Annotated in this window: 15 protein-coding genes, 2 tRNA genes, 1 pseudogene and 1 riboswitch; of the genes and pseudogenes, 8 read left to right on the top strand and 10 right to left on the bottom strand. The window is 62.7% G+C overall.

The genetic code is table 11. The annotated features are described in order from the left end of the window. Nucleotides 1-402 precede the first annotated feature (402 nt). Together V5F78_RS02310 and V5F78_RS02305 are read right to left on the bottom strand one after the other, a co-directional pair. The gene (locus V5F78_RS02310; RefSeq protein WP_394069059.1) at nucleotides 403-1,848 is read right to left on the bottom strand and encodes a hypothetical protein; all 1,446 of its coding nucleotides are present in this window, start codon (nucleotides 1,846-1,848) and stop codon (nucleotides 403-405) included. Beyond that, nucleotides 1,836-6,134 carry a P-loop domain-containing protein gene (locus tag V5F78_RS02305; RefSeq protein ID WP_394069057.1) on the bottom strand — a complete coding sequence of 1,433 codons (4,299 nt, stop codon included), beginning with the start codon at nucleotides 6,132-6,134 and terminating at the stop codon, nucleotides 1,836-1,838. The genes V5F78_RS02310 and V5F78_RS02305 overlap by 13 nt, the downstream gene beginning before the upstream one ends. A 404-nt stretch (nucleotides 6,135-6,538) precedes the next feature. Here V5F78_RS02305 and V5F78_RS02300 point away from each other — a divergent pair, with 404 nt between their 5' ends. Together V5F78_RS02300 and V5F78_RS02295 are read left to right on the top strand one after the other, a co-directional pair. Further along, a complete protein-coding gene (locus V5F78_RS02300; RefSeq protein WP_394069056.1) occupies nucleotides 6,539-8,506 on the top strand; it encodes a hypothetical protein in 1,968 nt (655 codons plus the stop codon). A 107-nt stretch (nucleotides 8,507-8,613) separates the two neighbouring features. Next, a complete protein-coding gene (locus V5F78_RS02295) occupies nucleotides 8,614-9,540 on the top strand; it encodes a hypothetical protein (RefSeq protein WP_394069054.1) in 927 nt (308 codons plus the stop codon). Nucleotides 9,541-9,734: 194 nt separating this feature from the next. Here V5F78_RS02295 and V5F78_RS02290 read toward each other — a convergent pair whose 3' ends face one another. The 8 genes from V5F78_RS02290 to V5F78_RS02255 all read right to left on the bottom strand — a co-directional run bounded on the left by V5F78_RS02290 (nucleotide 9,735) and on the right by V5F78_RS02255 (nucleotide 15,330). Continuing rightward, the gene (locus V5F78_RS02290) at nucleotides 9,735-10,394 is read right to left on the bottom strand and encodes a hypothetical protein (protein WP_394069052.1); all 660 of its coding nucleotides are present in this window, start codon (nucleotides 10,392-10,394) and stop codon (nucleotides 9,735-9,737) included. A gap of 362 nt (nucleotides 10,395-10,756) precedes the next feature. After that, nucleotides 10,757-11,608 carry a hypothetical protein gene (locus V5F78_RS02285; RefSeq protein WP_394069050.1) on the bottom strand — a complete coding sequence of 284 codons (852 nt, stop codon included), beginning with the start codon at nucleotides 11,606-11,608 and terminating at the stop codon, nucleotides 10,757-10,759. A gap of 115 nt (nucleotides 11,609-11,723) precedes the next feature. After that, nucleotides 11,724-11,957: a helix-turn-helix transcriptional regulator gene (locus V5F78_RS02280; RefSeq protein ID WP_394069048.1), complete on the bottom strand. Its 234-nt coding sequence runs from the start codon at nucleotides 11,955-11,957 to the stop codon at nucleotides 11,724-11,726. A gap of 385 nt (nucleotides 11,958-12,342) precedes the next feature. After that, nucleotides 12,343-12,804 carry a hypothetical protein gene (locus V5F78_RS02275; protein ID WP_394069046.1) on the bottom strand — a complete coding sequence of 154 codons (462 nt, stop codon included), beginning with the start codon at nucleotides 12,802-12,804 and terminating at the stop codon, nucleotides 12,343-12,345. Between the two features lie 237 nt (nucleotides 12,805-13,041). Further along, nucleotides 13,042-14,271 carry a tyrosine-type recombinase/integrase gene (locus tag V5F78_RS02270; protein WP_394069044.1) on the bottom strand — a complete coding sequence of 410 codons (1,230 nt, stop codon included), beginning with the start codon at nucleotides 14,269-14,271 and terminating at the stop codon, nucleotides 13,042-13,044. Between the two features lie 165 nt (nucleotides 14,272-14,436). Beyond that, nucleotides 14,437-14,512 (bottom strand) — tRNA-Ala (locus V5F78_RS02265). A 181-nt stretch (nucleotides 14,513-14,693) separates the two neighbouring features. Further along, nucleotides 14,694-14,769, bottom strand: a tRNA-Ala gene (locus V5F78_RS02260). 150 nt (nucleotides 14,770-14,919) lie between these two features. After that, a complete protein-coding gene (locus V5F78_RS02255) occupies nucleotides 14,920-15,330 on the bottom strand; it encodes a TIGR02300 family protein (protein WP_394069042.1) in 411 nt (136 codons plus the stop codon). A gap of 191 nt (nucleotides 15,331-15,521) precedes the next feature. On the opposite strand from V5F78_RS02255, the gene aroA reads away from it, so the two are divergent. The 6 genes and pseudogenes from aroA to V5F78_RS02225 form a co-directional block, all read left to right on the top strand. After that, nucleotides 15,522-16,895, top strand: coding sequence for a 3-phosphoshikimate 1-carboxyvinyltransferase (gene aroA, locus V5F78_RS02250; protein WP_394069040.1), 1,374 nt, complete (start codon nucleotides 15,522-15,524; stop codon nucleotides 16,893-16,895). An 8-nt stretch (nucleotides 16,896-16,903) separates the two neighbouring features. Next, complete coding sequence (gene cmk, locus V5F78_RS02245; RefSeq protein WP_394069071.1) at nucleotides 16,904-17,536, top strand: (d)CMP kinase; 633 nt, start codon at nucleotides 16,904-16,906, stop codon at nucleotides 17,534-17,536. A gap of 560 nt (nucleotides 17,537-18,096) precedes the next feature. Then, nucleotides 18,097-18,329, top strand: a riboswitch (cobalamin riboswitch). Nucleotides 18,330-18,348: 19 nt separating this feature from the next. Then, on the top strand, nucleotides 18,349-18,894 hold the full coding sequence (locus V5F78_RS02240; protein WP_394069038.1) for a DUF1636 family protein: 546 nt from the start codon (nucleotides 18,349-18,351) through the stop codon (nucleotides 18,892-18,894). Continuing rightward, nucleotides 18,891-19,946, top strand: coding sequence for a cobalamin biosynthesis protein CobW (cobW, locus tag V5F78_RS02235; RefSeq protein WP_394069036.1), 1,056 nt, complete (start codon nucleotides 18,891-18,893; stop codon nucleotides 19,944-19,946). Before V5F78_RS02240 ends, cobW begins: the two co-directional genes overlap by 4 nt. 18 nt (nucleotides 19,947-19,964) lie before the next feature. Then, entirely contained in the window at nucleotides 19,965-23,507 is a 3,543-nt protein-coding gene (gene cobN / locus V5F78_RS02230) for a cobaltochelatase subunit CobN (RefSeq protein ID WP_394069034.1), read from the top strand. Further along, nucleotides 23,504-23,689, top strand: a pseudogene (locus V5F78_RS02225) (ferredoxin-like domain-containing protein); the annotation flags it as partial. The gene cobN and the pseudogene V5F78_RS02225, both read left to right, overlap by 4 nt. Nucleotides 23,690-24,230: the final 541 nt, after the last annotated feature.

The raw sequence follows: 24,230 nt of genomic DNA, 5'->3' as shown, positions 1-24,230 counted from the left end.
TCCTATAAAAGTCGTTCTCCGCAGCGGCCTGGTAGCACCAACTCGTCGGTGTCGGGCTGATAGATCGCGAACCGAAAACCCGGCAGCGGCTATCTCAGCCGCTTCGACGAGTCTGATCTTCGGTTCGCGCGCGGTTCAACCTTCAGCGGAGATAGAAATTTGCCGTAATAGACGCCGCTTTGGGGGCCGCTAACAGACTGACCGCTCCTGGCGCATTGCGCCCCACAGCGGACATTAGAGAAAGATAAGTCAGTCGCCGAGTATGCAAGGATCAAGTCTGTTCATTCCGCCGAAGGTCGTGCCATCGAATGGATGGACGATCACGTTAGCGTATCCAAACAGTTCGCAGCGAAGCTCCTTACAGCGGAGCGACATGTTCAGCTGAACGCGGCAACAAAGTCGTCAGTCTCGGTAGAACGCCGTCTCATCGGTCGGCCGGCGCTCATAGCCACCCACTGGTTTGTCCACTCTCGACAGTCGCACGAACCAACCTAAACCCAACCCCATCCGGTCTGACATTCCCTTAAGCCTTGTCCGCTTGATCCGGCTAATGCTCCCGCAGCGGGTGGCAGAGTTTGGGCCGTACATTGGCGTCCATGCGTCATGCCAAATTGAGAACGTTCCGACGATATCCCCGCCAATTCCTGCGGTAAGGCCCGAACTGGTCGCCCGTCTAAATGTGGGGCGCTCAAAACAATAGGGCGCAGGCAGAGACAGACCCCGGTGACAGTACTCTCCATGCCAAAAGCCGTGTATTGACGGTATCTCATTACAGCAAACGGGAAAGGCAACCCCTGCTGCCCCGCGGCTTGGTCGCGGCGCGTGGAGTGGCCTTGAGCCATCGAACCGATATCGATCGAGTTCATGAAGGTGCTCGCCTGGGCGCAGAATTTGATCCGGACTCAATTCGAAATCCTCGCTCGCGAGGAACGCAGATATCTCCAGCTCACCAAATTCGCTAAACGATCTGTCCAGCGGAATTCTTAACTGCACGGTTTGCCATTCGTCGTCCGGCTGTGCCGCGACGATTGCTTGGGCTAGGTTCCCCAGGCTCACCGGGTTTCCGAGTGCGTTAGCGTCCAGCGTCGGAAGCCATCCGGGTCTAGGCTGTGGCTCGAGCTCGAACAAATCCGGTAGGATAGGCACATTGTAAGTTGCGAACGGCGCGATGTCGTCGAATGGAATACCCCACTCCGTGACCGCACACGCAAGGGTGCGCAAATGAGCTGATCGGTAGACCTCGGACTGCCGTTGCAGGAATTGCCCGACGATGCCCTCCCTCTGAAGACCGAAGTCCCCGAAATAATTCGGATAGCGGGTATAGCCAGTCTTTAGCGCTTCTCGGATACGGCTCCACTCGAAGCCCCACTGCCGCGTGAATGGCAGGTCGAAGCGCTCTTCAAGATACTGCAGCTCATGACTCAAGGCGCCAGGAACATGTGAGGCCTTGAAGCGATCAAAGTAGGGTTCGGCGACAAACTCATCGGGTGCCGTGCCACTGTGCCCTTCGATCCATCCATGGGAGGTCTGTCCAAATGTCTCGCCAAGCAAGAAGTCGGACGCCATCGACGGATAGTTGATCGCACTCCGGATCAGATCGAAACTTGGCCTGTGTGCGGCCGGCGTAACTAGCAGCACACTCAACCCAGACAGGACCTCACTTTCAAGGCGGCGCGTTTCAATCCACGATAGCAAAGCCGAGGAGACATCGGCTCCTGTTGAGGGATGCATCAACAGCATCCGGATTTCTTTGGCTGCCCGCCACCGAACGAGTTTGACCGGCCATCTCAAGCGCTCCAGCAAAATCGAAACAGAGGCGGCGCTGGGGCCTTCAGCTACCGGAACCATGGAGCCTCCGGTATGGGTTGGTCATGAACCTCCTTGATCATGGATGCCACCATAACGTCGACAACACGCCGAGCGAGGTCACGTTGGTTCACCATAAGCAGAAAGTGCACCAAGTACTTTGGCCCGATTGTTAGCCCGTAACCACGCTTCTTCCAGAATTCCTGAGGTTCCGAGGTGTCCTTGACGAACTGCGCCCAGCGCTCGGGATAGTGCTCGGCGACCAGCCGTAGCCTTCCCAAGACCTCGTCCCGGGACGTCCAGTTGCTTTGCCAGCCGTGCCGAGCAATGTGGGCCTTAACCAGCCACTCATATGCCGCTTCGCGCCCCTCTACGGCCATCGAAACGTCAAAGGCTGCGTCCAGCGCCTCCTCGGCGTGGTACGTCGGCTCTCCGCTTGCGAAGTAGCGTCTTATGGCGTCGAGGGCTTCCTTGCCCTTCCCAGCGGCCACGTGCCTGCCAAGCCAGCCAGAATAGTGGGCACGAATGTCCCGATGGGTGCTCAGTCCATCAATGTCTGAGATCACTCCGACAAAGTCATCGAAGGCGCGTTCTTTTTCCTCGAGCGGTTCCTTCTTGTCTGCCTCTGTCGTGGAATGATAATGGTCGGAATGATCCGCCGGCATTCCGCCCAAGTACCGAAGCTGGCGATCAAGAAGGTCTGCCGCGGCGACGTCCCCTCCTTCTGCACGGTCGCGCAGGCCGCCTAAGACCTTCGGATCTATGAACGTACCGGCTATGGCCGATGCATCCAGGGAAGCGAGCGGCCAGACCTTCGCAAATTGCACCAGGCAATCGTCCGCTTGGCGCCAGTCCTCCTCCTCAACATAGTGCAAAAACAGTTCGCCGAGCCGTTCAGGATATGTCGCTGCAATAGTCTCGATTAGTTCGGTTGGCGCATGGTTGGTTCCGGCTCCGTCCGTGTACTCCGTAATCTTGTCAACCACCGGCACCAATGACCTAATCCAATCCAGAGCAGGGCTTAGCTCCGCATCATGCGCAGTCTCCACAGCATCCAGAATGTCGAAGACCCACGGGTCCTTGCGATAGCCGTATCCGAGGAGGCAGTCACCGGCCCGCTCGGCCAGCGCCTTCGCGTCTGGCAAGTCGTAGAGCGATGCGACACGGGACCGAAGCGACCACGCCTCCGCTCGTTCTGGGAATTCGGAGATCGAGGCGGACAGTGCCGCACTCGCGGTGTCGATCAGGAGCTTGGCTCCACCGCCGCTCATAATCGGGTGTCCGCAGTCTGACGTCAGCAACCACGCGTCGTCATTCCAATGCGGCGAGAACTGCGCGCGCCTGATGGCCCCCTCACTTATCAAGGTGCCCGAGGCCGCAGACGCTCCAACAAGGTGCAGGTCCGGCGCAATCATTCGCAAGCCCGCGAGGACTGACCTATACTGCGCCTGGTCGTTTTCGCTTGCCCCGTTGCGTCCGTGAAAGACAGGGGCTAACCTCGTCGTTCCCACGTAGATCGCCGAGAAGTCGGCCGGGAGTTCGCGGCGAGCGATCCGCCTTGCAGTTTCGCGAACCACCTCGAACGCGTCACCCAGCCAGCCCAAACCCGACTCAGCGAGCCCAGGATATTTGAAGGATTGGTGGGAGGTTGGCTTCAGCGCATACCCCAACTCGCCGAAGAAAAGTGCATATACAAAGTTGCGGATGCCATAATCTATCCCGTAATCATAACGGTCCCGCAGCATGTTGGCCGGCACAGCCGGAAGCGCAATGGTCACAGCTTGTCCGGGGCGGTGCAAGTGAGACCAAACGCCATAGAGCGGGCTCAGACTGGCCTCGTCCAATGCGATCCGCTTAGAGGGATCAGCCCTGATACGGCAAGCCACCCGTAGCATCTCATCGCAAATGGCAAGTTTTTCGCGGTGCCACTTTGGATCGGAGGTCTTCCCCCACAGTTTGATGAGAGCCTCATACTGCATCGCCTTGGCAAGGCCCTCGGCGAAGTAATTGATGTGCGGGCCTGGCTCTCTGAGGAGCAAAAGAAAATCCCACACCCCATCGACATCAGGGGTACCGCAAAGTGCCACGACGTCGCAATAGAGGTGTGCCAAGGAGATGAACTCACCCTCGGGCCTGTGGCGGAGCTGCAACCAAACATCGATCCGGCGCCCAAGCTCCTCTGCGCACTGCTCGGAAACCTCCGGCCGCCTATCTTTCGGGGCTGCTCGCGCCAGCATGGCGACCTCGCCATCGGTGAGCCCGGCTGCGTTGTCTAACAGATTGTCGAGCTGTTGCCAGTTCTTGTGTGATTTAATAGCTGCTTCTTCGAAGGCAGCAAAGTCCTGAACTTGATATCCCCTCGCATTTAAGACGCGTATCTTGACGGACCGAAGTCCAACAGCTCGAGGCAGGTCAAGAATCTGGAACGCGTACTCTTCGGCGGCTTCAAAGACACGAACGATCTGACGCTCGGACCATCCGGCCGCTAGCGAACGGACCGCCCACTCCCTTGAAACCCCTTCCATGAGTGGTTGAAAGTCGCCAAGCTTCGCCTTGCTTAGCCACAGCCAGCCCCACCGCCAATACGGCGGCGCATCATTCTCGAGCCAGTCTACAATTCCAGGCAGGATTGCTCTAAACGCTTCGTCGTGGTCGTCACGCTCCCTGACATACGCCAGGATACTGCCGTGAAATGGGTGCATGCCCGATGCTCGGGGCTCCAGCAAAAAGGCGATCTCGGCATAAGTCCCAAGGCATTGCCTAATCCCCAAGCTTGGCCAGTAAAACTCTGATCCCGCAAGTACATGGAGAACCTGCTTGCCCGTATCAGTCAGCATGTTCCAAAGGCCGCCATAATAGGCACGTATGTCTCCGTCCGGGCATGGCGGTATAAGGGCAACGTCGTCCGCGCGTATGGGCGCACCCGTGCTCACCAGGCTCTCAAAGGCGTAAATCAAATGGAGGGGGTGACCACCGGATACCTTGTAGAATGCGCTTGAGATGACCGCCACCTCGCTGGCTCTCTCTTCTCCTTCACGCGCATCCAAGAGGATTAGGCGAGATGCAGCGTCCTGGGCTTCTATCCATGAATGGACGGCGACTTCATCCATTGGTGGTATTGCCAACCAATCTTCATCTCGTGCCTGGGCCAAGAGCTTATTCGGCAGTTGGTCATTCGGAACCCGCTGTGTCCCAACTATCAGACTCACATTCTCCGGTAGCGGCAGTAGCTGGTTGAACAGAAAGTTGAGTTGATCGACCTTTCTGTAGTCACGCCAAACGTGATCCAGTCCATCGACAACAAGGTAAAGTCGCTCGCCTATCTCCTGAAAGTGCCGCGCAGCCGACGTCAAAGTGCTGCGAATCTTGTCAGTATCATCCGCAGTAGGCGACAAGGCCTCAGGGTGACGAAGTTCTAATTGGCTGACCAGAGAGTGCGAGATCTCCGAATAGGAAATACGGTCCGCGGTGTCGTCGCCGGATAGAAAATAGTGATGGCGAAGGATCGGCTTGTTTTCTCGCCTAAGCTCCTCGGTGAGAAAGCTCAGGTAAGTGCTTTTCCCCCTTCCTGGGGTTCCCCACAAAACCGTAACAGGCGTTTCCGGGGCTACGATTCTGAGCCGGAAGTTCTTGTGGAATTTCTGGTTTGGCAGTGAGTAACCCGGTGGTATCTGGAAGTCCTGCCGGATCGGCTCGGGTCGATCTCGTGTGATGACCTGCGCCAAATGGCGATAAAGGATGCGCCCTCCTGGCGGCTCGTTTCGAAGCATCGCCCAGCGCCTGACCATGTCCCGAAAATAATGCCAACCTGCCGGCAGCATGTCCGACGGAACAAGCTCCAACCTTGTCCGCGCTTCGAGGCCAGGCAGGGTGTCAGGGATCGTCTGAAATTCGAACTGCGAGAAGAATGAGTTAGCGGCTTCGGGCCCCCCGCATTCAGTCTCGATGACTGTCCGCAAGACCGGGTCGACGCCCTCCAAAAAGATCTTTTGATTAGTCATCGCCACCGAGAATGCGGCCGACGGCGCTCGATTGGTGCGGAGACAGGCAGAAGATATCGGACCAAGCGCTTCGACCCTTCGGAGGGAAGTAGCCCATTTACCCAAAAGCGATGTGCCGCGGGGCTTTCGTGCAAGTAGCCAATCCCAGTCGAGGAGGTTTGCGTCACCACCAACAGTGAACTTGACCTGGACGAATTCGAAGGATCCGTCCGTTCGTGCGGCAACGATATCGTCGAGCGATCCATACTCGTCGTTATCGGCTTCCAAGGCCACCCATTCGAATAACTCTGGAGATCGGTAGAACCGGATCAATGTCTCAATACCCACCAGGTCCTGGAACTCGTATCCTGCCCGAACTATAGCCGTTGGCTTTATCGTTGGATTTGTCACCCAATCATCCTTTTCATTTCCCGCAATTCTACTGCTTTTTCACGGCCGGTCACGTACCCCTTGTGCGTATGGAGGAGTGGCCTGCCGTGCCGGCGTAAGCGTTTCCTTGCTCCACAACAGCTTCACAGCGCTCACCGCCATGCGCTCCTGCAATCAGAAGCAGCTACGGTTTAAGGAGGCAAGGCGGCCGTGGCCCAGACGTAGGCGTGGCCGACGCCAGATGCGCAGTTAGAGTTCTTCGCAGTCCAGCCAGCACCCGCCGTTTCGCGGTTCAACCCACGCGCGATGTCGCGAGGTTTGCGGTATTGTCAGGCTCGGCGACTCGATCATCGCCAAATATAATGCTGCAAATTGAGGAGGTGGGTTTGAGGTACGAGCTTGCGGTATTCAATACAGATCAAGTCAACAAGAAGCGCATCAAGTTCCCTGCATCTGCCCTGATGCGCTCCGATGAAACCCATCGGCGCGAGGCCTTCCTCGCTCAAGCGCCTGTTGGAACGCCTGCCCATATGCAGCACGACATGCACAGGGTAGTCGGCTGGAGCCGCCAGCTTGGACATTATATCGACGGCGAAATGGTTCGCGTTCTGGGTTGCATAGAATACCCCGAGACCGAAGAGGATCGGGCGGCCCTGCAAGACCGAGTTGCTCGCCATAGAAAACGTATCAATGATGATAGCACAGCCCCGTATCGCCGCGAACTTACAGCAAAACTCGGATTTTCCGACGACGAGGATTTGACCTTCATACGCATGGAAGCTGTGTTTGCGAAGCGAGAAGGATTAGCGGCCAAACAATATCCCGAGTTTTTCACTCCGAACTCCGTAATCGTCGACAAGGACGGCCTGGTTGACTTCGATGAGCTATTAGCCCGTACAACCGAGCTGGCACCTGGCGTTTTCCACGACAAAAAGCGCGATTTGGTCCTGGTCGCTCACAGATTTTTTCGGCGCCGGCTTTCACATCTAAACGCTCTGAACACCGAATTTCTCAGTAGTTTTTCAGGCGTCGCGACCGGACACGCCAATCTGAGAGCTCGACTAAGGCTTGATCCAGATCTTCTCGGCGATCCAGCTTCGACAAAGGGCCTCATAGAGCTCGAATATTGGCGCGGTCCAAAATACGACGATGACATAAACAAAATCCCGAACGGTGTCGCGGAGCACAAGGCCGACGAGCAGACGCGACTATTTGAGGGTGTAGATCGAACCCAGATTTGGTGGAAAGGGCCCGAGACGCGGACCGTAGGCAGCACCTCGGCTGAGTATCGGACCTTTGAAGTTGAAGAGCTGATTGAAGACCCGTCCTCGGGATTGGCAAATGGACAATATGGATGTCGCTACGCCCATGCGGAGTACTCGGCAGACGCGGCTTCAATCACTCATTTCGACGGTGCCATCCGGGCGTATGAAGGCGCCCAGTATTTGGCGAGATTTGAGGCCTCGATAGATCGCGCGGGGAAGCAGTCAGACTATTCGAAACTTTTCCGGTTCGACGGCGCGCTCTCTATTTTCGATTGGAAGCGGCTGCTAAGCGATTATTACCGAGGCAACAACCTGATACCAGAATATCTCGGCGCGCCAGGGGACGTCGAGGAATCAAGGAGCGCAGCTGAATCGACTGGCGCTGAGGAACTTGCCGAGGCGCCCTTGGCAGCCTTCATTTCTCTCCTTCCAGAAGGCCTTTCCGACGGTGCAACGTTGTACCCTGAACAGTTGCAACAGATCGGGACCGAGAATTTTCCTTTTGTCGAAGTTGGGGTGGGCGAGGTTGCCACGTACCTCATTACGAAGTGTAACCTAGACGTAATGGCCATCGGTTTTCGAGACGATATTCTAAACCTGTCCCGCTTCGGTATCGGACGATCCAGAAAATCTGCGGTAAGTTTCACAGATGAGTTATCGGCGCTGGCGGCTGCCTTGAGAAAGGATGTCGAGAGCGGCATTGTTCGACGTGTCGCAATCCCAATCATGTGGGACTGCGACGGCCTCGTCATCACCCTGACGATAGCGGGCGATGCCTCCCTTGTACTGTCCATCCTCCAGCAGCTTCCTGCGTTGGTCGCCCCTGATTGCATGCCATCAGAATGGATAGAGAGCCTCGTCACCCTCATTCAGAGGGAAGCTCCGATGGAGAGAGCGCCCATCATTTGGGAAGGTGTCGAGCGCGGGGTGCTCGCCATAGAACGACAGGGTAATATTGAGGCCGAATTCATACTGCCCGGGCCGCTAAAAGACGCATTGATATCGAGCGGCGCATTGAGGACCACGGTAGAACAGAATGGGCAGGACGAGGAACTCGATGCCTGACATCAGAACTTTTGACCACACGCCTGCTGTGGGCTTTTCTGGCCACCGTGCTGCCGTTCCTCGCAGCGTGGCCAAGCCAACGCGCTGAGTGTCGGATGAGCACACTAATGCCCAAATCATCGAGCCTTCACGACGAACATTTGAGAGCGCGACTAGCGCGCCTGATGAGTGGAGACTTACGTCCTGAAGATGTAGCGAAGCTCTATATCGGTAAGCGGTCATCGTCCTATGGGCGTGCCAGCTTTCGAGAGATTGCCGATTTTGCGGCCCATCCCGACTTACGGAACCGTGGTCCTGTGACCGACCGCATTCGCGATATGCGGACAACCTTCAAGCCGATGCTGGATCGGGCTATAAGCGGAGATTCCCCGCCCATCCAGGAAATTCTTGACCGCGCTGAGTCAAATTTTCGGATGGCCACTGACGAGCAAATCGCCAGGTTTTCACGCGGGCTCAAACGCAAAGTGGCCGAGCCGTTGCTAAAGTCAGCGGTCGCCAAGATGAGGCGGGGCGCCATCCGGGCCATGACTTCCGCTGAGCAGAAAATTGTCGTCAACTTTGGCGATTCTGTCATCTGGAATCCAGCACTTCGGGGGCAAGACGTCTTTGATGATTTCAAGTTTGTTATGATGAAGAATGGACTGGTTGGCCAAGCCGATGGGGCTCGGATGGACAGCGCTCGAGCGGTAGTAATTTTGCATGCAATCACGGTAATGCACGGCGCAGCCTTCGACATAGGCGATGGGTTGGTCGGTGAACTGCAGGCGGGGTTCGAGAATCGCGATGGCTGCCTTGAGGTCACCGCGGCCCTAAAGCTTCGGGGTTATCCCAAACAGGTGTCAATTAAGGTAGGGCTGTTCTGGACCGACCTTCAGGGGCAAGATCATGTTGGCCCCAAGCTAGCAGGCCGTGCTGGGCCGTGGAACTTTCCGATTGAGATTCGGGACGGTAAGCTTGAGCCCATTGGCAGCGTGCCGCCACTGCCTGATGCGACGGACGATGTGCTAACAATAGATTTTCCGGGTGAGCGCTGAGATCTCCTCGAAGCGGACTAGCAGCTTTCAGGAGGCGCCCGGGCTGTCCTGAACGGCCGAGATGGGGGCGCAAAGCGGCCGTTTGCAACGTTGCGCTGAGAGGGCAGCTTTGGGTCAACAGCACCAGTTGCGCCTTGATCGCCAGGCATCGGTTTCGCGCGCAATGGTCTCAACTTGAGACCATCAGCCATCCCTCAGAAGGGTTTCCATCCGGTTCTCATTAGGCTGGAACCTCCTTCACGACGGCAAGCCTCATCATAGCCGCGAGCCGTCGTGTCCCGCCCGCCATTTCTCTCACGAGGTAGCAGCAGAAGCGAATCAGAGGAAAGCCGGGTCCCAACCGCCTTCAGGGCATATTGGGTCATGCGATCAGGGGTTACGAATACGCGTCCGACCCACATGTGCCGCACGCGCGTATCCCTAATCAGTGCTGCATTGTTTTCAGTCGCCCAGAGATGGAATCTCTCCCGGAAGCGAGACACAGGCGGCTGCAGAAAGATTGCATGGCAATGAAGGCCATCATTCAGAGTGACGTCATTGAGCTCAACTTTGGTGTGTTTTGGAACGGGTAGATCCGGCGCGACAAGCATCAAGGGCAGCTTGTGGCGCTCTTGATGGGAATTCGGTCTGCGAGCAAAACGCGTGATGATCCGAGAATATATCCGCTCGATATCGGCGTGCATCTGATCGATTTTTTTCGCTTTAAGCGAAAAAGTGAGGGGGTGAAACATGAAGCTCATGAAGAAGGGCTGATACCCTTGCTCAACCTTATCTGAGACCCAATCCCCATAGGCGAATTGAAGCTCCTTCGCAGGCGTATAAGGCACTCCCTGATGCCCGAGATTAGAAGCCATGATATACACCTCATATAAGCAGATAATTGATACATTGTATAATTGACAGATATCTCATCATCGAATGTCTGCATTTGTGATATAGACAATTTATGATGTTGATGTGTGTCAGAGATGCAGATTGCCATGTTTAAATAGGCATGTATTTCATTGCCATTTAGACATGATTATTCATATGCAGTGCGTTTCTGCACCACATTGAATAGGCATGAGGTCGAAGCGATTGCGTTCGGGAGTGCCACGGCGCCCGCTGGCGACATGACTATTTAACAGTATCGCAAAAATGACCCGTTTTCTGCGTTTCACCCTCAAATTGACGAGTTGCGGGGGCCTTGCATCTCTGCAAGGTCCCCATTTCTCAACTAATTGCGCTTAGCCGCTTTTTTTGCTCGCAGTTTTTTTACGCGCGTAACCCGGAAATTCGGATCCCCATCGACGCGCCTGATTGTGAGAACACGCCTTTCCCCAATTTCCATCTCTTCGGTCTCCTGATGCCAACGATGACTCAGCTTCGCAGTGATCGAGTACACCTTCGGCAATCTAGGCTCGTCCTCATCCCCCCAATCGTCACGAAACGTCGAAGCATTGGCGTTTACTTTATCCTCCATCTTTTTACGCATGGACGGTGGAATTAATACTTCATCATCTGAATCTTCATCATGAAGATCAATTGAGCCGTGATCTGCATCTGACGAAAGCAATGCCACATTCTTGTTTTTATTTGCCTTCCTAGAATCGTGCTCGGCCGCCAGATCGCATGCTTTCTGAAGGCCGCCGAGCTCCTTCAGCTTTTCAACCACGTCATCGGGGTCAGTGTTCAGTACATTCACAACATAGCCGATGCCGCGCGCATGCTTGTAAGCTTTCTTCAAGCTGGATACAGTCTTTGCGCGGTGCATAAAATGCATTACCGCGGTTGTAAGGTCCTTCGGCTTCCCTCGGTTCTTCCAATACGGGTGTGCCCAAAACTCAGCGAGAAGCTCTTTGTCTGGCTCAAGCGCAGCGACCAAAGCGGCCGCCTGCGCTCCCAGGCGATAGACTGCTTCGCGATGACCACTCCGAATTTCCAGGTATTCGTCGCTCAGCGCCTGAAGCTGCCGGAGGGGGTTGTTCGGCTTAGTAGAAAAAGCCTTGTTGGACTTCTTCTTCGTCTGCCCGGGAAAAGGCGCGCCCGATCTGGGCTTGCCCTTGGAATGACGATTACGATTTTTCATGATCGATGTCCTTTCAGTTCAGTCAAAGCGGTGCCGTTTCTCCCGGCGCTGCCGTCGGGAGGTCGTTCTTCGCGAATTTTTGGGGAAAGGTGGGGTTGAAAGACCCCGAGCTGGACTAGCTGTTGCTATCGGTCCCGTTGGAAATATCATCGTGCTTCTTCACGAGCGCGACAATGTCGGACTCACGCCACACCGTAATGCGCGCTCCGATCTTGAGGGGCTGCGGAAAGCGACCAGATTTGATACCGCGCCACCAGGTGGATGCCGAGACCGGGATCGGCCCATCGGGCGCGATGATCTGATTCTGCCGCAGCAGCCGCTCGCACGGTCGTCCGAAACCTTCGCTCATTGAACTCTCCAATAGTATTGGGAAAACGATGGGGCTTGCTGCAGCATCGAGGAGCGCCGAGGCGGTCCCCTGATGTGCTGTTCGGGAATGAGATCCGGGGGTGCTCGGGGGCATGGCATAAAGAGCCTCTCGGTCTTGCGGGCATGCGACCTCGATCTCGCAAATGACGAGTTGGAGCCGCGATGGTTGCGGGGGTGGAGAATGGACGTGCGGGGTCGTTGCGCGGCACCGCAAAGGTGTCGCGCAGGCAGCCGTAAGGGTTCGCGCACAACGTGAACGTGGCGTGCGAGCCTAAATGTCAGGAATGGGGGACTACGGAGCCTTTGGCGCCGCGGGCCACGACATGGCGGTCAGGCTGGCCGTCATGTCCGGGAAGGGCTGTGGCTCAGCCCCTGATCAGGATCTCGATATTCTCGATGGGAACGCCCAGGGACTTGGACAACTCCTCCTTGGCCTTCGCGATCGTGAGGGCGCCGCCTTCGACAGGGTCGCTCTCTCCGGGGTCTTGGTCGCCTTCCGCGGTATACTTATCGACCTTTTTAAGCTCGACAGCCTTTCCGGTCATAGCCCGGCCGAGGCTGATGCAGCTGAATTCCCACTCGAACCGGGAGATAGAGCCTCGGCGACCGACGATGTAGCGGCCGCAACCTGCATCCTCGAGCTGTTTCGCCAACGCGATTGCTGCTGTCCGGTCGGCTCCGATGATCTTGGCGATCCGCGTGATGCTGGTGTAAGACGCATCGCGCTCCCGCTGAGCTGTGCTGTCCAACAGGAGGCGCGCATATGCGGTCGAGCTGTAGAGCGCGTAGGTGCGTTTCACCACGTCATCGTGCACGTCGCTGGTCATGCCCTGCGGGCTCCAATGGGCGCCGCGGCGGCGCCGTTAACGGGGGGGCACCGGTGCGGCGCCGTTGACCTAAAGAGCCATAAACCCACGCCATAAGCAAGAGATAAAAGAATTTAAAATCAATATAAGAGCCATAAGGCTTTAAAAATCCATATGAGATAAGGGTTTAAGCGTCAAAAAAAATTCTAAATGAGGCTTAGAACAACCCAAGAGAGATCATCACTCGTCGCGCTTCCCTCAAGCTGCATCTCTGCCCGTCGACCCTTTGCGCACAACGGCCTTGGTGGCCCGAAACTCATCCAGCATGTCCGCCCACGCCTGCATGAGCACGACCCGCTCCGGCCAATAAGTGGCCCGGTTGTAGGCGCGGCGGATTTCGTTTTGGTCGATATGGGCGAGCGCCGCTTCGATCACGTCCGGCAAGAAGCCGCGCTCATTGAGGATGGAGCTGGCGGTGGCGCGGAAGCCGTGGGCGGTCATCTCGTCCTGCGTGAAGCCCATGCGCCGCAGCGCCGAGTTCAAGGCGTTCTCGCTCAGCAGCTTCTTGTTCGAGCGGATGGAGGGGAACACGAGCTCCGCCTCGCCCGTAAGCGGCCGGATCTCCGCCAGCACGCGAAGGGCCTGCTTCGAGAGCGGCACCTTGTGCGGCCGGCGCATCTTCATGCGTTCGGCGGGGATACTCCAGACGGAGGTTTCGAAATCGAACTCGGCCCAGCGTGCGCCGCGAATCTCGCCAGGGCGGCAGAAGGTGAGAGCCGTGAACAGCAAGGCGGACCGCAATGTCGGCCAGCCATCATATTCGTCGATCGCGCGCATAAGGCCGCCAACGGCCTTGGGATCGAGCAGCGCCGCCCGGTGTGTCACCTTTGGCCGCTCCAAAGCATCACGCAAAGCAGCGGTCGGGTCCGTCTCGGCCCGCAACGTCGCGATGGCGAAACGGAATACGGTGCCAATGGCAGATCGCATACGGCGGGCTGTCTCGCGCCGACCGCTACGCTCGATCTGCTGCAGGACAGCGAGGATCTCAACCGGGGTGATCTGGGCAATGGGGCGATTCGCCAAGGCGGGCCCTGCCAGCGTTTCGAGCATCCAGCGGTTCTTGCTCATCGTGGCGGCGGCGGCTTCGCGCGCCTCCAGCCTTGCCAGATATTCCGCTGCGATCGCGCCGAACGTATTCTCCGCCGCCACGGATGCCGCCACCTTATCGAGCTTGCGAACGGTGGACGGGTCCTCGCCGTTGAGCAACTGCTTCTTGGCCTCATCGCGCTTGAGGCGTGCATCGGCCAGCGACGTGGTGGGATAAGGCCCGAAGGAAAGCTGCTTCGGCTTGCCGGCGAACCTGTAGGCCAGGCGCCAGATGCGGCTTCCGTTCGGGCTGACGAGCACATGCAGGCCGCCGCCATCGAACAGCTTGTAGGCTTTGTCCTTCGGCTTGGCGTTGCGAAGCGCGAGGTCGGTGAGCGGCATGTGTAGGCATCTCTTTTGTAGGCACGCGGCCGATGCCTACGAACATGCCTACAAATCGATGAGATGCAACGGCACGCCAAGAGACGCGCTGGGGCGACAATTAGCGCGTAAGTGACTGATTTTTCAGTGCTTTGATGCGTCGCGAGACGACAAGAAACAAAAAAGTGGTGGAGCCAGGCGGAATCGAACCGCCGACCTCTTGAATGCCATTCAAGCGCTCTCCCAACTGAGCTATGACCCCACCGGGTCGCGGGCTTCGCGCTGCCACCTCGCCGCGGGCAAACCGCCCAATTCGAAGCGCTGGCGCGTCGGGAACTCCCGCGACGTTTCCCGGGGAAAGATCGCCCCCGGGCACGAGCGGGCCTTGAGGCGGCCCGCGATCCTTATAGCCTTATCTCTTTTCAGAGCCGGCGGAAACGAAATGGTGGAGCCAGACGGAATCGAACCGACGACCTCTTCAATGCCATTGAAGCGCTCTCCCAACTGAGCTATGGCCCCACCGGATCGCGAGGTGCGCGCAGGCGGTCATTTAAATGACATGGGATGTCAATTAAGGAACCAGTTGCGCGTCGGGATGCCCCGCGACGGATGCCAGGGGAATCGTGCCCCCCAGCGAGAGCGGCCTTTAAGCACAGGCCGCTGATCGTATCAAGCCTCTTCGTCGTCCTCGAGGCCTTCACCGATCAAATCGGAGACGTCGTCCCCTTCATCCTCGTCTTCCTCGAGGAAGGTGTCGTCGTCCGCGTCCGCGACGAGGTCGTCATCGACGTCCACATCCACGTCCACATCATCCACCGGCACCTTCGCGCCGACGGCTTCCTCATCCGCCTCTTCAAGGCTGATGACCTCGACGTCGGCGACCTCCTCGTCCGCGTCGGCGACCACCGGCACGGCGGCGGCACGGGCCGCTTCGCCGCGGCTGCGGACCACCGGCTCGAAATAGGAGCGCGGGTAGGATTCGCCGGTGAAGGGAGACACCACCGGGTCCTTGTTCAAATCGTAAAACTTGCGCCCTGTAACAGGACAGATGCGCTTGGTGCCGAGTTCTGGCTTCGCCACGGCAAAGATCCTAGGGGGCTGTCAAAAGGAGGGTGCTCCATTGGCGAAACCCCATGCCCCTGTCAAGCACCGAATCCGAATACGCCGCGTGGCCAGCGTGCACGAGCTTGTGTTAGACGGCATGCAATCCATCCTGGAACGGCAGCCGGCGGGACTTTGCGGGCTCCGCGCGCCGAAAATGGGAGCAGTCCATGTCCAGCGCCGTCGCCCACTCTTCTTCCCATGGTGATGGGGAAAATGCCGTTCCCGGCGCGAGCCGGCGCTCGCCCGGCCTTTCGGGAACGGTGCGCGTGCCGGGCGACAAATCGGTTTCGCACCGCGCGCTGATGTTCGGCGCCCTGGCGCGCGGGGAAACCCGCATCACCGGCCTGCTGGAAGGCGAGGACGTACTGAACACCGCCAAGGCCTGCATCCAGCTCGGGGCGCAGGTGGAACGCCTCGGCGCCGGCGAATGGCGGGTGGTCGGTGTCGGCGCCGGTCATCTGAAGAGCCCCGAGGCGCCGCTGGATTTCGGCAATTCCGGCACCGGCGCGCGGCTGATGATGGGCGTGGTGGCGGGAAACCCCATCGTCGCCACCTTCGACGGCGATGCCAGCCTGCGCCGCCGCCCCATGAAGCGGGTGCTGAATCCGCTCCTCGCCATGGGCGTGGTGGTGGAAGAGGAAGCCCCCGGCGGCCGCCTGCCGCTGCGCCTGAAGGGCCTTACCGAATTGAAGGCCTTCACTTATGAAACCCCGGTGCCCTCGGCGCAGGTGAAATCCGCCGTGCTGCTGGCCGGACTTGCCGCGAGCGGCGACACGGTGGTGGTGGAGCGCGAATCCACCCGCGACCATACCGAGCGCATGCTGACCCATTTCGGCGCCGACGTGCGCGTCGAGCCCCACGGCGCCCACGGCCGCCGCATCACCCTCGCCGGCCGGCCGAACCTGACGGGCGCCCCCGTGGCGGTGCCCTCCGACCCCTCCTCGGCCGCCTTCCCCCTGGTGGCGGCGCTGATCGTTCCGGGTTCGGACATCATCCTCAAGGATGTGATGATGAACCCGCTGCGCACCGGCCTCATCACCACGCTGAAGGAGATGGGCGCGTCCATTGAGACGCTCTCCGAGCGCACCGAGGGCGGCGAGGCCGTGGCGGACCTGCGCGTGCGCCATTCCACTCTGACCGGCGTGGACGTGCCGCCGGAGCGCGCGCCCTCCATGATCGACGAATATCCGGTGCTCGCCGTGGCGGCGGCGTTCGCACACGGAACGACCCGCATGCGCGGCCTCAACGAGCTGCGGGTGAAGGAAAGCGACCGCCTCGCCGCGGTGGCCGACGGGCTCGCGGCCTGCGGCGTGCCCCATGAGATCATCGGCGACGACCTGCTGGTCACCGGGCTCGGGCCGGACGGCGTGATCGGTGGCGGACCGGTGGCGACCCATATGGACCACCGCATCGCCATGGCCTTCCTGGTGATGGGCCTTGCCGCGCGCGACGGCGTGAGCGTGGACGACATGCGTTTCATCGCCACGTCTTTTCCGACCTTCGTGCCCATGATGGGCGACCTCGGCGCCGTGCTGAAATGAGCGACAGCCTGATCATCGCCATCGACGGGCCGGCCGCCTCCGGCAAGGGCACCCTCGGCCGCAGGATCGCGGCGACCCTCGGCCTGCCCCATCTCGATACCGGCCTGCTCTATCGCGCGGTGGCGGCGCGCTGCCTCGCCGACGGCACGCTGGACGACGAGATGGCCAGCGCGGAGGCCGCCCGCACGCTGGACCTGCGCGCGCTCGATCCGGAAAAGCTGCGCACCGGCGCCCTGGGCGAGGCGGCGTCCGTGGTGGCGGCCCGCCCCGTGGTGCGCGGCGCATTGCTGGACCTGCAGCGGCGCTTCGCCGCGCAGCCCGGCGGCGCGGTGCTGGACGGGCGCGACATCGGCACGGTGATCTGTCCCCATGCGCCGGTGAAGCTGTTCGTGACCGCCTCGGCGGACGTGCGCGCCACCCGCCGCCATCGCGAACTGCTGGAGCGTGCAAGCGAGGTCGCGTTCGAGGACGTTCTGGCCGACATCCACAAGCGCGACGAACGCGATTCGCACCGCGCCGCCGCCCCGCTGGTGATGGCACAGGACGCGGTGCTGCTGGACACCACCCATCTCGGCATCGAGGAGGCGCTGGCCGCCGCTTTGGCGATCATCGCCGCCAAGACCTCGACGGCCGGCGTCTGAGGCGAATCGACCTTCAGCCGAACCGCTCCCCCTCCCCCCTTGCGGGGGAGGGATGGGGAGGGGGGTCCCGCGCCGCCAGCATCTCGCCCGCCCGGACAGCGGGCAGATACCCCCCACCCTGCCCTCCCCCTTAAGGGGGAGGAGGAATGCCGCACCGCGTGATGGGATTCCCCATTCCGCAGGAAAGCGATGACACGGCAACGGTCGCGTTCGAGGAGGGCTGGTCGCCGCTTTGGCGATCATCGCCGCCAAGACCTCGACGGCTGGCGCCTGAGGCGAATCGACCTTCAGCCGAACCGCTCCCCCTCCCCCCTTGCGGGGGAGGGATGGGGAGGGGGGTCCGGCGCCGCCAGCATCTCGCCCGCCGGGACAGCGGGGAGATACCCCCCACCCTGCCCTCCCCCTCAAGTGGGGAGGAAGGAAACGGCGCCGCGTGATGGGATTCCCCATTCCGCGGGAGGGACATGAGGGTGCCAGGGGTTCTCGCCGGTGAGGTTCGAGTGACCCCTACGGGCTGAAGCGCGGCGCGCCGCTTCATTGACTTCCCGGCGGCACGGTTCTTAAGTGTCGGCGTCGATGGTCCCGGTTCGAGCGGCTTGCCGCTTCCGCCGGGTGAAAAGGGAATGCGGTCGCGCACGGGTTTTCCGGGCGATAGCCGCAGCTGCCCCCGCAACTGTAGGCGGTGAGTTCCGGCCGAAAAGCCACTGGAAGACGGGCCCCGCGCCCCTTCCGGGAAGGCGGCCGCGAACGGCGATCCGCGAGCCAGGAGACCTGCCACCGACAAGGACGCGTGCCGGGCGGGGTGCCCTGGCATGGCGATTCTTCCCGTGGCACGCCTGCGCGGGCCGCTCGCACCCATGGAAACCGGCGTGGAGCGACCTTCCAACGACGATTCGCCTTTCGCGGGGAGCGAGACGATGGTGCGAAGCGGCACGCCCGCCGACGGGCCGGCACGCGATTCCCTGCGCGTCGCCAGCGTTCCCGCCGTAACCCTGTTCGTCTGCACCACCTGCAAGCTCGCCGGCGCGGCCACCGACGCGCCACCCGCCGGCGCCGCGCTTGCGCGGGAGGCGATGCGCGTCGCGGCAACGGGCGGGGACCCGGCCATCGCCGTGAAGGAGGTGCGCTGCCTCTCCAATTGCAAGCGCGCGCTTTCCGCCGCCTTGGTGCGCACCGGCGGCTGGTCCTACGTGTTCGGCGATCTTTCGCCCGACAGCGCCGCCGACCTTTTGACCGGCGCGGCGCTGTTCGCCACCTCCACGGACGGCATCCTGCCCTGGCGCGGGCGGCCCGACAGCCTCAAGCGCGGCATGGTTGCCCGCATCCCTCCCATGACCTTCTCCGAGGACCAGCGATGACCTCTCTCGCCCGCATCCCCTGCACCATCGTCACCGGCTTCCTCGGCGCGGGGAAGACCACCCTGATCCGCAACATTCTGGAAAATGCCCAGGGCAAGCGCCTCGCCGTGATCGTCAACGAGTTCGGCGACGTGGGCATCGACGGCGAGATCCTGAAGGGCTGCGGCATCGAGAGCTGCCCGGAGGATAATATCGTCGAGCTGGCCAACGGCTGCCTGTGCTGCACGGTGGCGGACGATTTCGTCCCCGCGCTGGACCTCATCCTCTCCCGCACCCCGCGCGTGGACCATATCCTCATCGAGACCTCGGGCCTTGCCCTGCCCAAGCCGCTGGTGCAGGCGTTCCAATGGCCCGCCATCAAGAGCCGGGTCACGGTGGACGGCGTGGTGGCGGTGGTGGACGGCCCGGCGCTCGCCGCCGGCCGGGTCGCGGACGATCTCGCGGCCCTCGCCGCCCAGCGCGCCGCCGACGACACGCTCGACCATGACGACCCGGTGGAAGAAGTTTTCGAGGACCAGATCGCCTGCGCCGACCTCATCATCCTCTCCAAGTCCGACCTGCTGGATGCCGCCGGCGCGGAAATCGCCGACGCCCGCATCGCAAAAGCCCTGCCGCGCGCCGTGAAGGTGGTGCGCTCCGCTGGCGGCAAGGTGGACGCGGCGATCCTGCTCGGCCTCGGAATCGGCACGGAGGACGAGATCGACGCCCGCCGCACCCATCATGACGACGAGCTGGACCACGACCACGACGATTTCGACAGCTTCATCGTCCGCCTGCCGGAGATCGCCGATCCCGCCGCCCTCGCCGCCCGCGTGGCGCGTGCCGCCGAAACGCCGGACGTGCTGCGGGTGAAGGGCTTCGCCAATGTCGCCGGCAAGCCCCTGCGCCTGCTGGTGCAGGGCGTGGGCACGCGGGTTTCCCACCAGTTCGACCGGCCGTGGCGGGCGGACGAGCCGCGCACCGGCGCGCTGGTGGTGATCGGCCTGAAGGGCTTCGACCGCACTGCGGTGGAACGCGCGCTGCTGGCGCCGGAACCGGCGCTTTCGGCCTGAGGCGGGATCGCCCTTTCCATGCATCTGCTCGCGAGCACATCCGCCACCATCGAGGACCTGGCCGAGCCCATCGACCTGCGCCAGCCTCCCGGCGATGTGCTGGCCTTGTCCTTCACCGACAGCGACCTCCTGGCGCTCGCGGCGGCTTGGCGGCGGGGCCGCGACCGGCTGCCGAGCCTGCGGCTCGCGCGGCTGAAGGATCTGCGCCATCCCATGTCGGTGGATCTGTGGATCGACAAGGCGGCGCGCCACGCCAAGGTGATCTTGGTGCGGCAATTGGGCGGGCTCGACTGGTGGCGCTATGGCGCCGAGCGGCTCGCCGAGCTGGCGCGCGCGCGCCGCATCGCGCTCGCTCTGCTGCCCGGCGAGGACCAGGACGATCCGCGCCTTGCCGCCCTCTCCACCGTGCCGGCGGCGGAGCTGGCCGCATGGCTCGGCTATTTCCGCCAGGGCGGGCCAGACAATATGGCCGCGCTGCTGGAGCGGGTGGCGCGCGTGGTGCGGGGGGAGACAGGCGCCGAGATCGCCGCGCCGAAAAGCGTTCCGCCCGCGAGCTTCTATCTGCCGGATGCCGGCGCGGTGGACCTGGCGGACGTGGTGTGGACCGTCCCGCTTGCCGCTCCGGTCCAAGGGGCCGTCATGGCCGGGCCTGTCCCGGCCATCCACGCGGTGCCGGAAGGAACGAACGGGCAAAGTCGGACCGTGGGGCGCGGCGTGGATCCCCGGGACAGGCCCGGGGATGACGAAGCGCGCTCGGCAGTCCAGTCCGGCTCACACGGCCCCTCTCCCCGCGCCCTCATCCTGTTCTACCGTTCCATGTGGCTGGCCGGAGACCTCGCCCCCATCGACGACCTCTGTGCCGCACTCGGCGCGCGGGGCATCGCGCCTGTGCCGGTGTTTCTCGCCAGCCTGAAAGATCCCCACTCCCGCGCCTTCGTGCGCGACGCCATCGCGCAGGCGGCCCCGGACCTGATCCTCACCGCCACCGCGTTCGCGGCCGGGGATGCGGACGGCCTGTTCCCCGCCGGCGGCCCGCCGGTGCTCCAGATCATTCCCGCCACCACGGCGCGGGACGCCTGGGAGCGAAGCCCGCGCGGCCTCGCCGCCGCCGATCTCGCCATGCATGTGGTGCTGCCGGAGCTGGACGGGCGGGTGCTGGCCGGCGCCATCTCCTTCAAGGACATGGCCGCCCCGGACGCGGACCTCGCCTTCACCGCCGCGCTGAACCGCGCCGAGCCGCAGGCCATCACCCATGTGGCGGCGCGCGCCGCCGCCTTGATCCGCCTCGCCCGCACGCCCCGCGCGGAGCGTCGCATCGCCGTTCTGATGCCGGATTATCCCGGCGCCCCCGGCCGCACCGGCTATGCGGTGGGGCTCGATGTGCCGGAAAGCGTGCGGCGGGCACTCGAAACCCTGGCGGAGGCGGGCTATGCCGCCGGCACGGCACCCGCCCACTCAAAAGCCCTGCTGGACCGGATCGTCCCGACGCAGGCCCTGCCGCTCGCCGACTATCAGCGCCTGTTCGCCGCCCTCCCCGAACCCGTCCGCGCCGCTGTCACCGCCGCCTGGGGCGCGCCGGAAGAGGATCGCGACCTGCGCGACGGTGCCTTCCATGTCCGCTGCGCCCAATTCGGCACTGTCACGGTGGCCCTCGCGCCCGATCGCGGCGCATCGCTGGACCGGCGGGCGGACTATCACGACCCCGCGCTGCCGCCGCGCCATGGCCTGCTGGCTTTCGGCCTGTGGCTGCGGCACGGGCTCGATGTCCATGCGCTGGTGCATATGGGCGCACACGGCACGCTGGAATGGCTGCCCGGAAAGGCCGTAGCGCTGACGCCCGACTGCTTTCCCCAAGCCGTGCTCGGGCCGCTGCCGGTGATCTATCCCTTCATCGTCTCCAACCCCGGCGAGGCGGCGCAGGCGAAGCGGCGCATCGCGGCGGTGACGCTCGGCCATCTGCCGCCGCCGCTCACCGGAGCCGGGCTCACCGAAGCCGAGCAGGCGCTCGAACGGCTGGTGGACGAATATGCCGAAGCCGACGGCCTCGACCCGCGCCGCCGCGACCGCCTCGCCCGGCTGATCGTGGAGCGGGCGGGCGAGACCGGCCTTTCGGTCCGCGCCGGGGTCGATGGCGCGAGCGATCCCAACGAGGCGCTGCGCCGCATCGACGCCTGGCTCTGCGACGTCAAGGACATGCAGGTGAAGGACGGACTGCACATCTATGGCAGCGCCGACGGCGATGCGGAGCGCGCGCCGAGCGCGGAAGCCGAGCGCGCCGCCCTCCTCGCCGCCCTCGACGGCCGCCATGTGAGCGCGGGTCCGGCGGGCGCTCCGGCGCGCGGGCGGCGCGACGTGCTGCCCACCGGGCGCAATCTCTTCACCGCCGATCCGCGCCATCTGCCCACCCCCACCGCGCTCGACCTCGGGCGCCTGGCGGCGGAAGAGGTGGTGCGCGCCTATCTGCAGGAGCACGGCGATTATCCCCGCGCGGTGGTCATCGACCTCTGGGGCAGCGCCACCTTGCGCACCGGAGGCGAGGAAATCGCCCAGGGGCTGCATCTCATGGGCTGCCGGCCGGTGTGGGACCACGCCAGCGGCCGCGTCACCGGCATCGAGGTGCTGCCGCCGGCGAGCATGGGCCGGCCGCGCGTGGACGTGAGCTGGCGCGTCTCCGGCCTGTTCCGTGACATTTTCCCCGCCCAATTGGCCTTGCTGGACGCCGCCGCCCGCGCGGTCGCGGCCCGCGAGGAGGAGGAGAGCGAAAATCCGCTCGCCGCCCAGGTCCGCGCCGGCGGCGATGTGGCCCGCATTTTCGGCTCGGCACCGGGGGCCTATGGCGCGGGCATCGAGGACGCGTTGGCGCGCGGCGCGTTTGCCGACCGCAGCGAACTCGGCGCCGCGTATCTTGCCGCCGCCTCCCATGTCTATGACGGACCCGATGGCGCGGCCCGCCCGGCCGCCGGCGCCTTCGCGGCCCAGGTCGCGCGCGCCGATGCGCTGCTGCACGGCGCCGATGATCCCGCCCGCGACCTGCTGGACGGCGCCGAGGACGGGGCCTTCATGGGCGGGTTCGCCGCCGCCGCCGCGCTGCTCGGCAAGGCGGTGGATCTGGTGGTGCTGGACACCAGCGATCCCGAGCGGCCGAAGGCCCGCGCCTTGAAGGATGCGCTGGCGCGCATCGTCCATGGCCGGGTATCGCCGGTCTTCATCGCCGGCCAGATGCGCCACGGCCCGCGCGGCGCCGCCGAGCTGACCGAAACCGTGGACCGGCTGGTGGCCTTCGCCGAGACCACCCATCAGGTGCCATCGGACCTGTTGGACCAGATTCACGCGGCCTATCTGGCGGACGAGACGGTGCGCGCTTTCCTGCTGCGGGAAAATCCGCAGGCGGCGGAGGCCATGGCGCGCCGTTTCGAGGATGCCCGCCGCCGCGGCCTGTGGCACGCCCGCCGCAACGATCTCGACGGCGATCTTGCGGCCTTGCGCGCGCAAGCGGGAGACGCAAGGACGCCCGCGCAGACAAGCCATCAAGGAACCATCGGCACGGAGGCGGCGGAATGAGCGCGCTCTCCCGCCGACGCGGCGCCTGCCCGGCGCTGAGCGCGCCCATGGAGACCGGCGACGGCCTTCTGGTGCGCCTCGTCCCCGCCGACGGCATCTTCACGCCGCGCGCGCTCATCGGGCTCGCACGCGCCGCCCAGACGTTCGGCAACGGCATATTGGAAGTGACCGCCCGCGGCAGTCTCCAGATTCGCGGCCTGGCGGACGAGACTGTCGGCCCGCTGAATCACGCCGTCGCCGCCCTCGCCTTGGTGCCGCGCGAGGGCCTGGCCCTGGATGCCTCGCCGCTCGCCGGCATCGACGCCGCCGAGATCGCCGACGCCCGGCTCCTGGCCGGTGAAATCGGCGCGGCGGTGGCAGAAGCCGGCCTGCTGCCGCGCCTCGGGCCGAAGGTGTCGGTGGTGATCGACGGCGGCGGCGCCTGCCCGCTCGATGCCGCCAAGGCCGATGTGCGGCTGCAAGCCGTCCGGGCAGGCGATGGCGTGGCGTGGCAGGTGTCCCTCGCCGGCGATGCGGCACGCGCTCGGCCCCTCGGCACATTCGGCCGTCAGCAGGCGGTCGCGGCCGTGGTCGACCTCCTGGCCCGCATCGCCGCGCTCGGCCGCGCGGCGCGGATGGAAGATGTGCTGCGCCGGGCCGCATCCGACGATAGCCCCCAAGGCCCCCTCTCCCGCGTGCGGGGGAGGGCTGGGGAGGGGGGAAAGTGCCTCAACATCGCACCCC

The organism is Roseixanthobacter glucoisosaccharinicivorans (genome assembly GCF_043195095.2).
Taxonomy (GTDB): domain Bacteria; phylum Pseudomonadota; class Alphaproteobacteria; order Rhizobiales; family Xanthobacteraceae; genus NCEH01.
Note: the sequence above shows the minus strand (reverse complement) of the source record. Positions and strands in the feature narration are given on the sequence as shown.

Bases quoted from the DNA above. Each gene is read 5' to 3' on its own strand.
- V5F78_RS02310 (WP_394069059.1), bottom strand. From the start codon at position 1,848: ATGGTTCCGGTAGCTGAAGGCCCCAGCGCCGCCTCTGTTTCGATTTTG.
- V5F78_RS02300 (WP_394069056.1), top strand. From the start codon at position 6,539: ATGCTGCAAATTGAGGAGGTGGGTTTGAGGTACGAGCTTGCGGTATTC.
- V5F78_RS02295 (WP_394069054.1), top strand. From the start codon at position 8,614: ATGCCCAAATCATCGAGCCTTCACGACGAACATTTGAGAGCGCGACTA.
- V5F78_RS02290 (WP_394069052.1), bottom strand. From the start codon at position 10,394: ATGGCTTCTAATCTCGGGCATCAGGGAGTGCCTTATACGCCTGCGAAG.
- V5F78_RS02285 (WP_394069050.1), bottom strand. From the start codon at position 11,608: ATGAAAAATCGTAATCGTCATTCCAAGGGCAAGCCCAGATCGGGCGCG.
- V5F78_RS02280 (WP_394069048.1), bottom strand. From the start codon at position 11,957: ATGAGCGAAGGTTTCGGACGACCGTGCGAGCGGCTGCTGCGGCAGAAT.
- V5F78_RS02275 (WP_394069046.1), bottom strand. From the start codon at position 12,804: ATGACCAGCGACGTGCACGATGACGTGGTGAAACGCACCTACGCGCTC.
- V5F78_RS02270 (WP_394069044.1), bottom strand. From the start codon at position 14,271: ATGCCGCTCACCGACCTCGCGCTTCGCAACGCCAAGCCGAAGGACAAA.
- aroA (WP_394069040.1), top strand. From the start codon at position 15,522: ATGTCCAGCGCCGTCGCCCACTCTTCTTCCCATGGTGATGGGGAAAAT.
- V5F78_RS02240 (WP_394069038.1), top strand. From the start codon at position 18,349: ATGGCGATTCTTCCCGTGGCACGCCTGCGCGGGCCGCTCGCACCCATG.
- cobW (WP_394069036.1), top strand. From the start codon at position 18,891: ATGACCTCTCTCGCCCGCATCCCCTGCACCATCGTCACCGGCTTCCTC.
- cobN (WP_394069034.1), top strand. From the start codon at position 19,965: ATGCATCTGCTCGCGAGCACATCCGCCACCATCGAGGACCTGGCCGAG.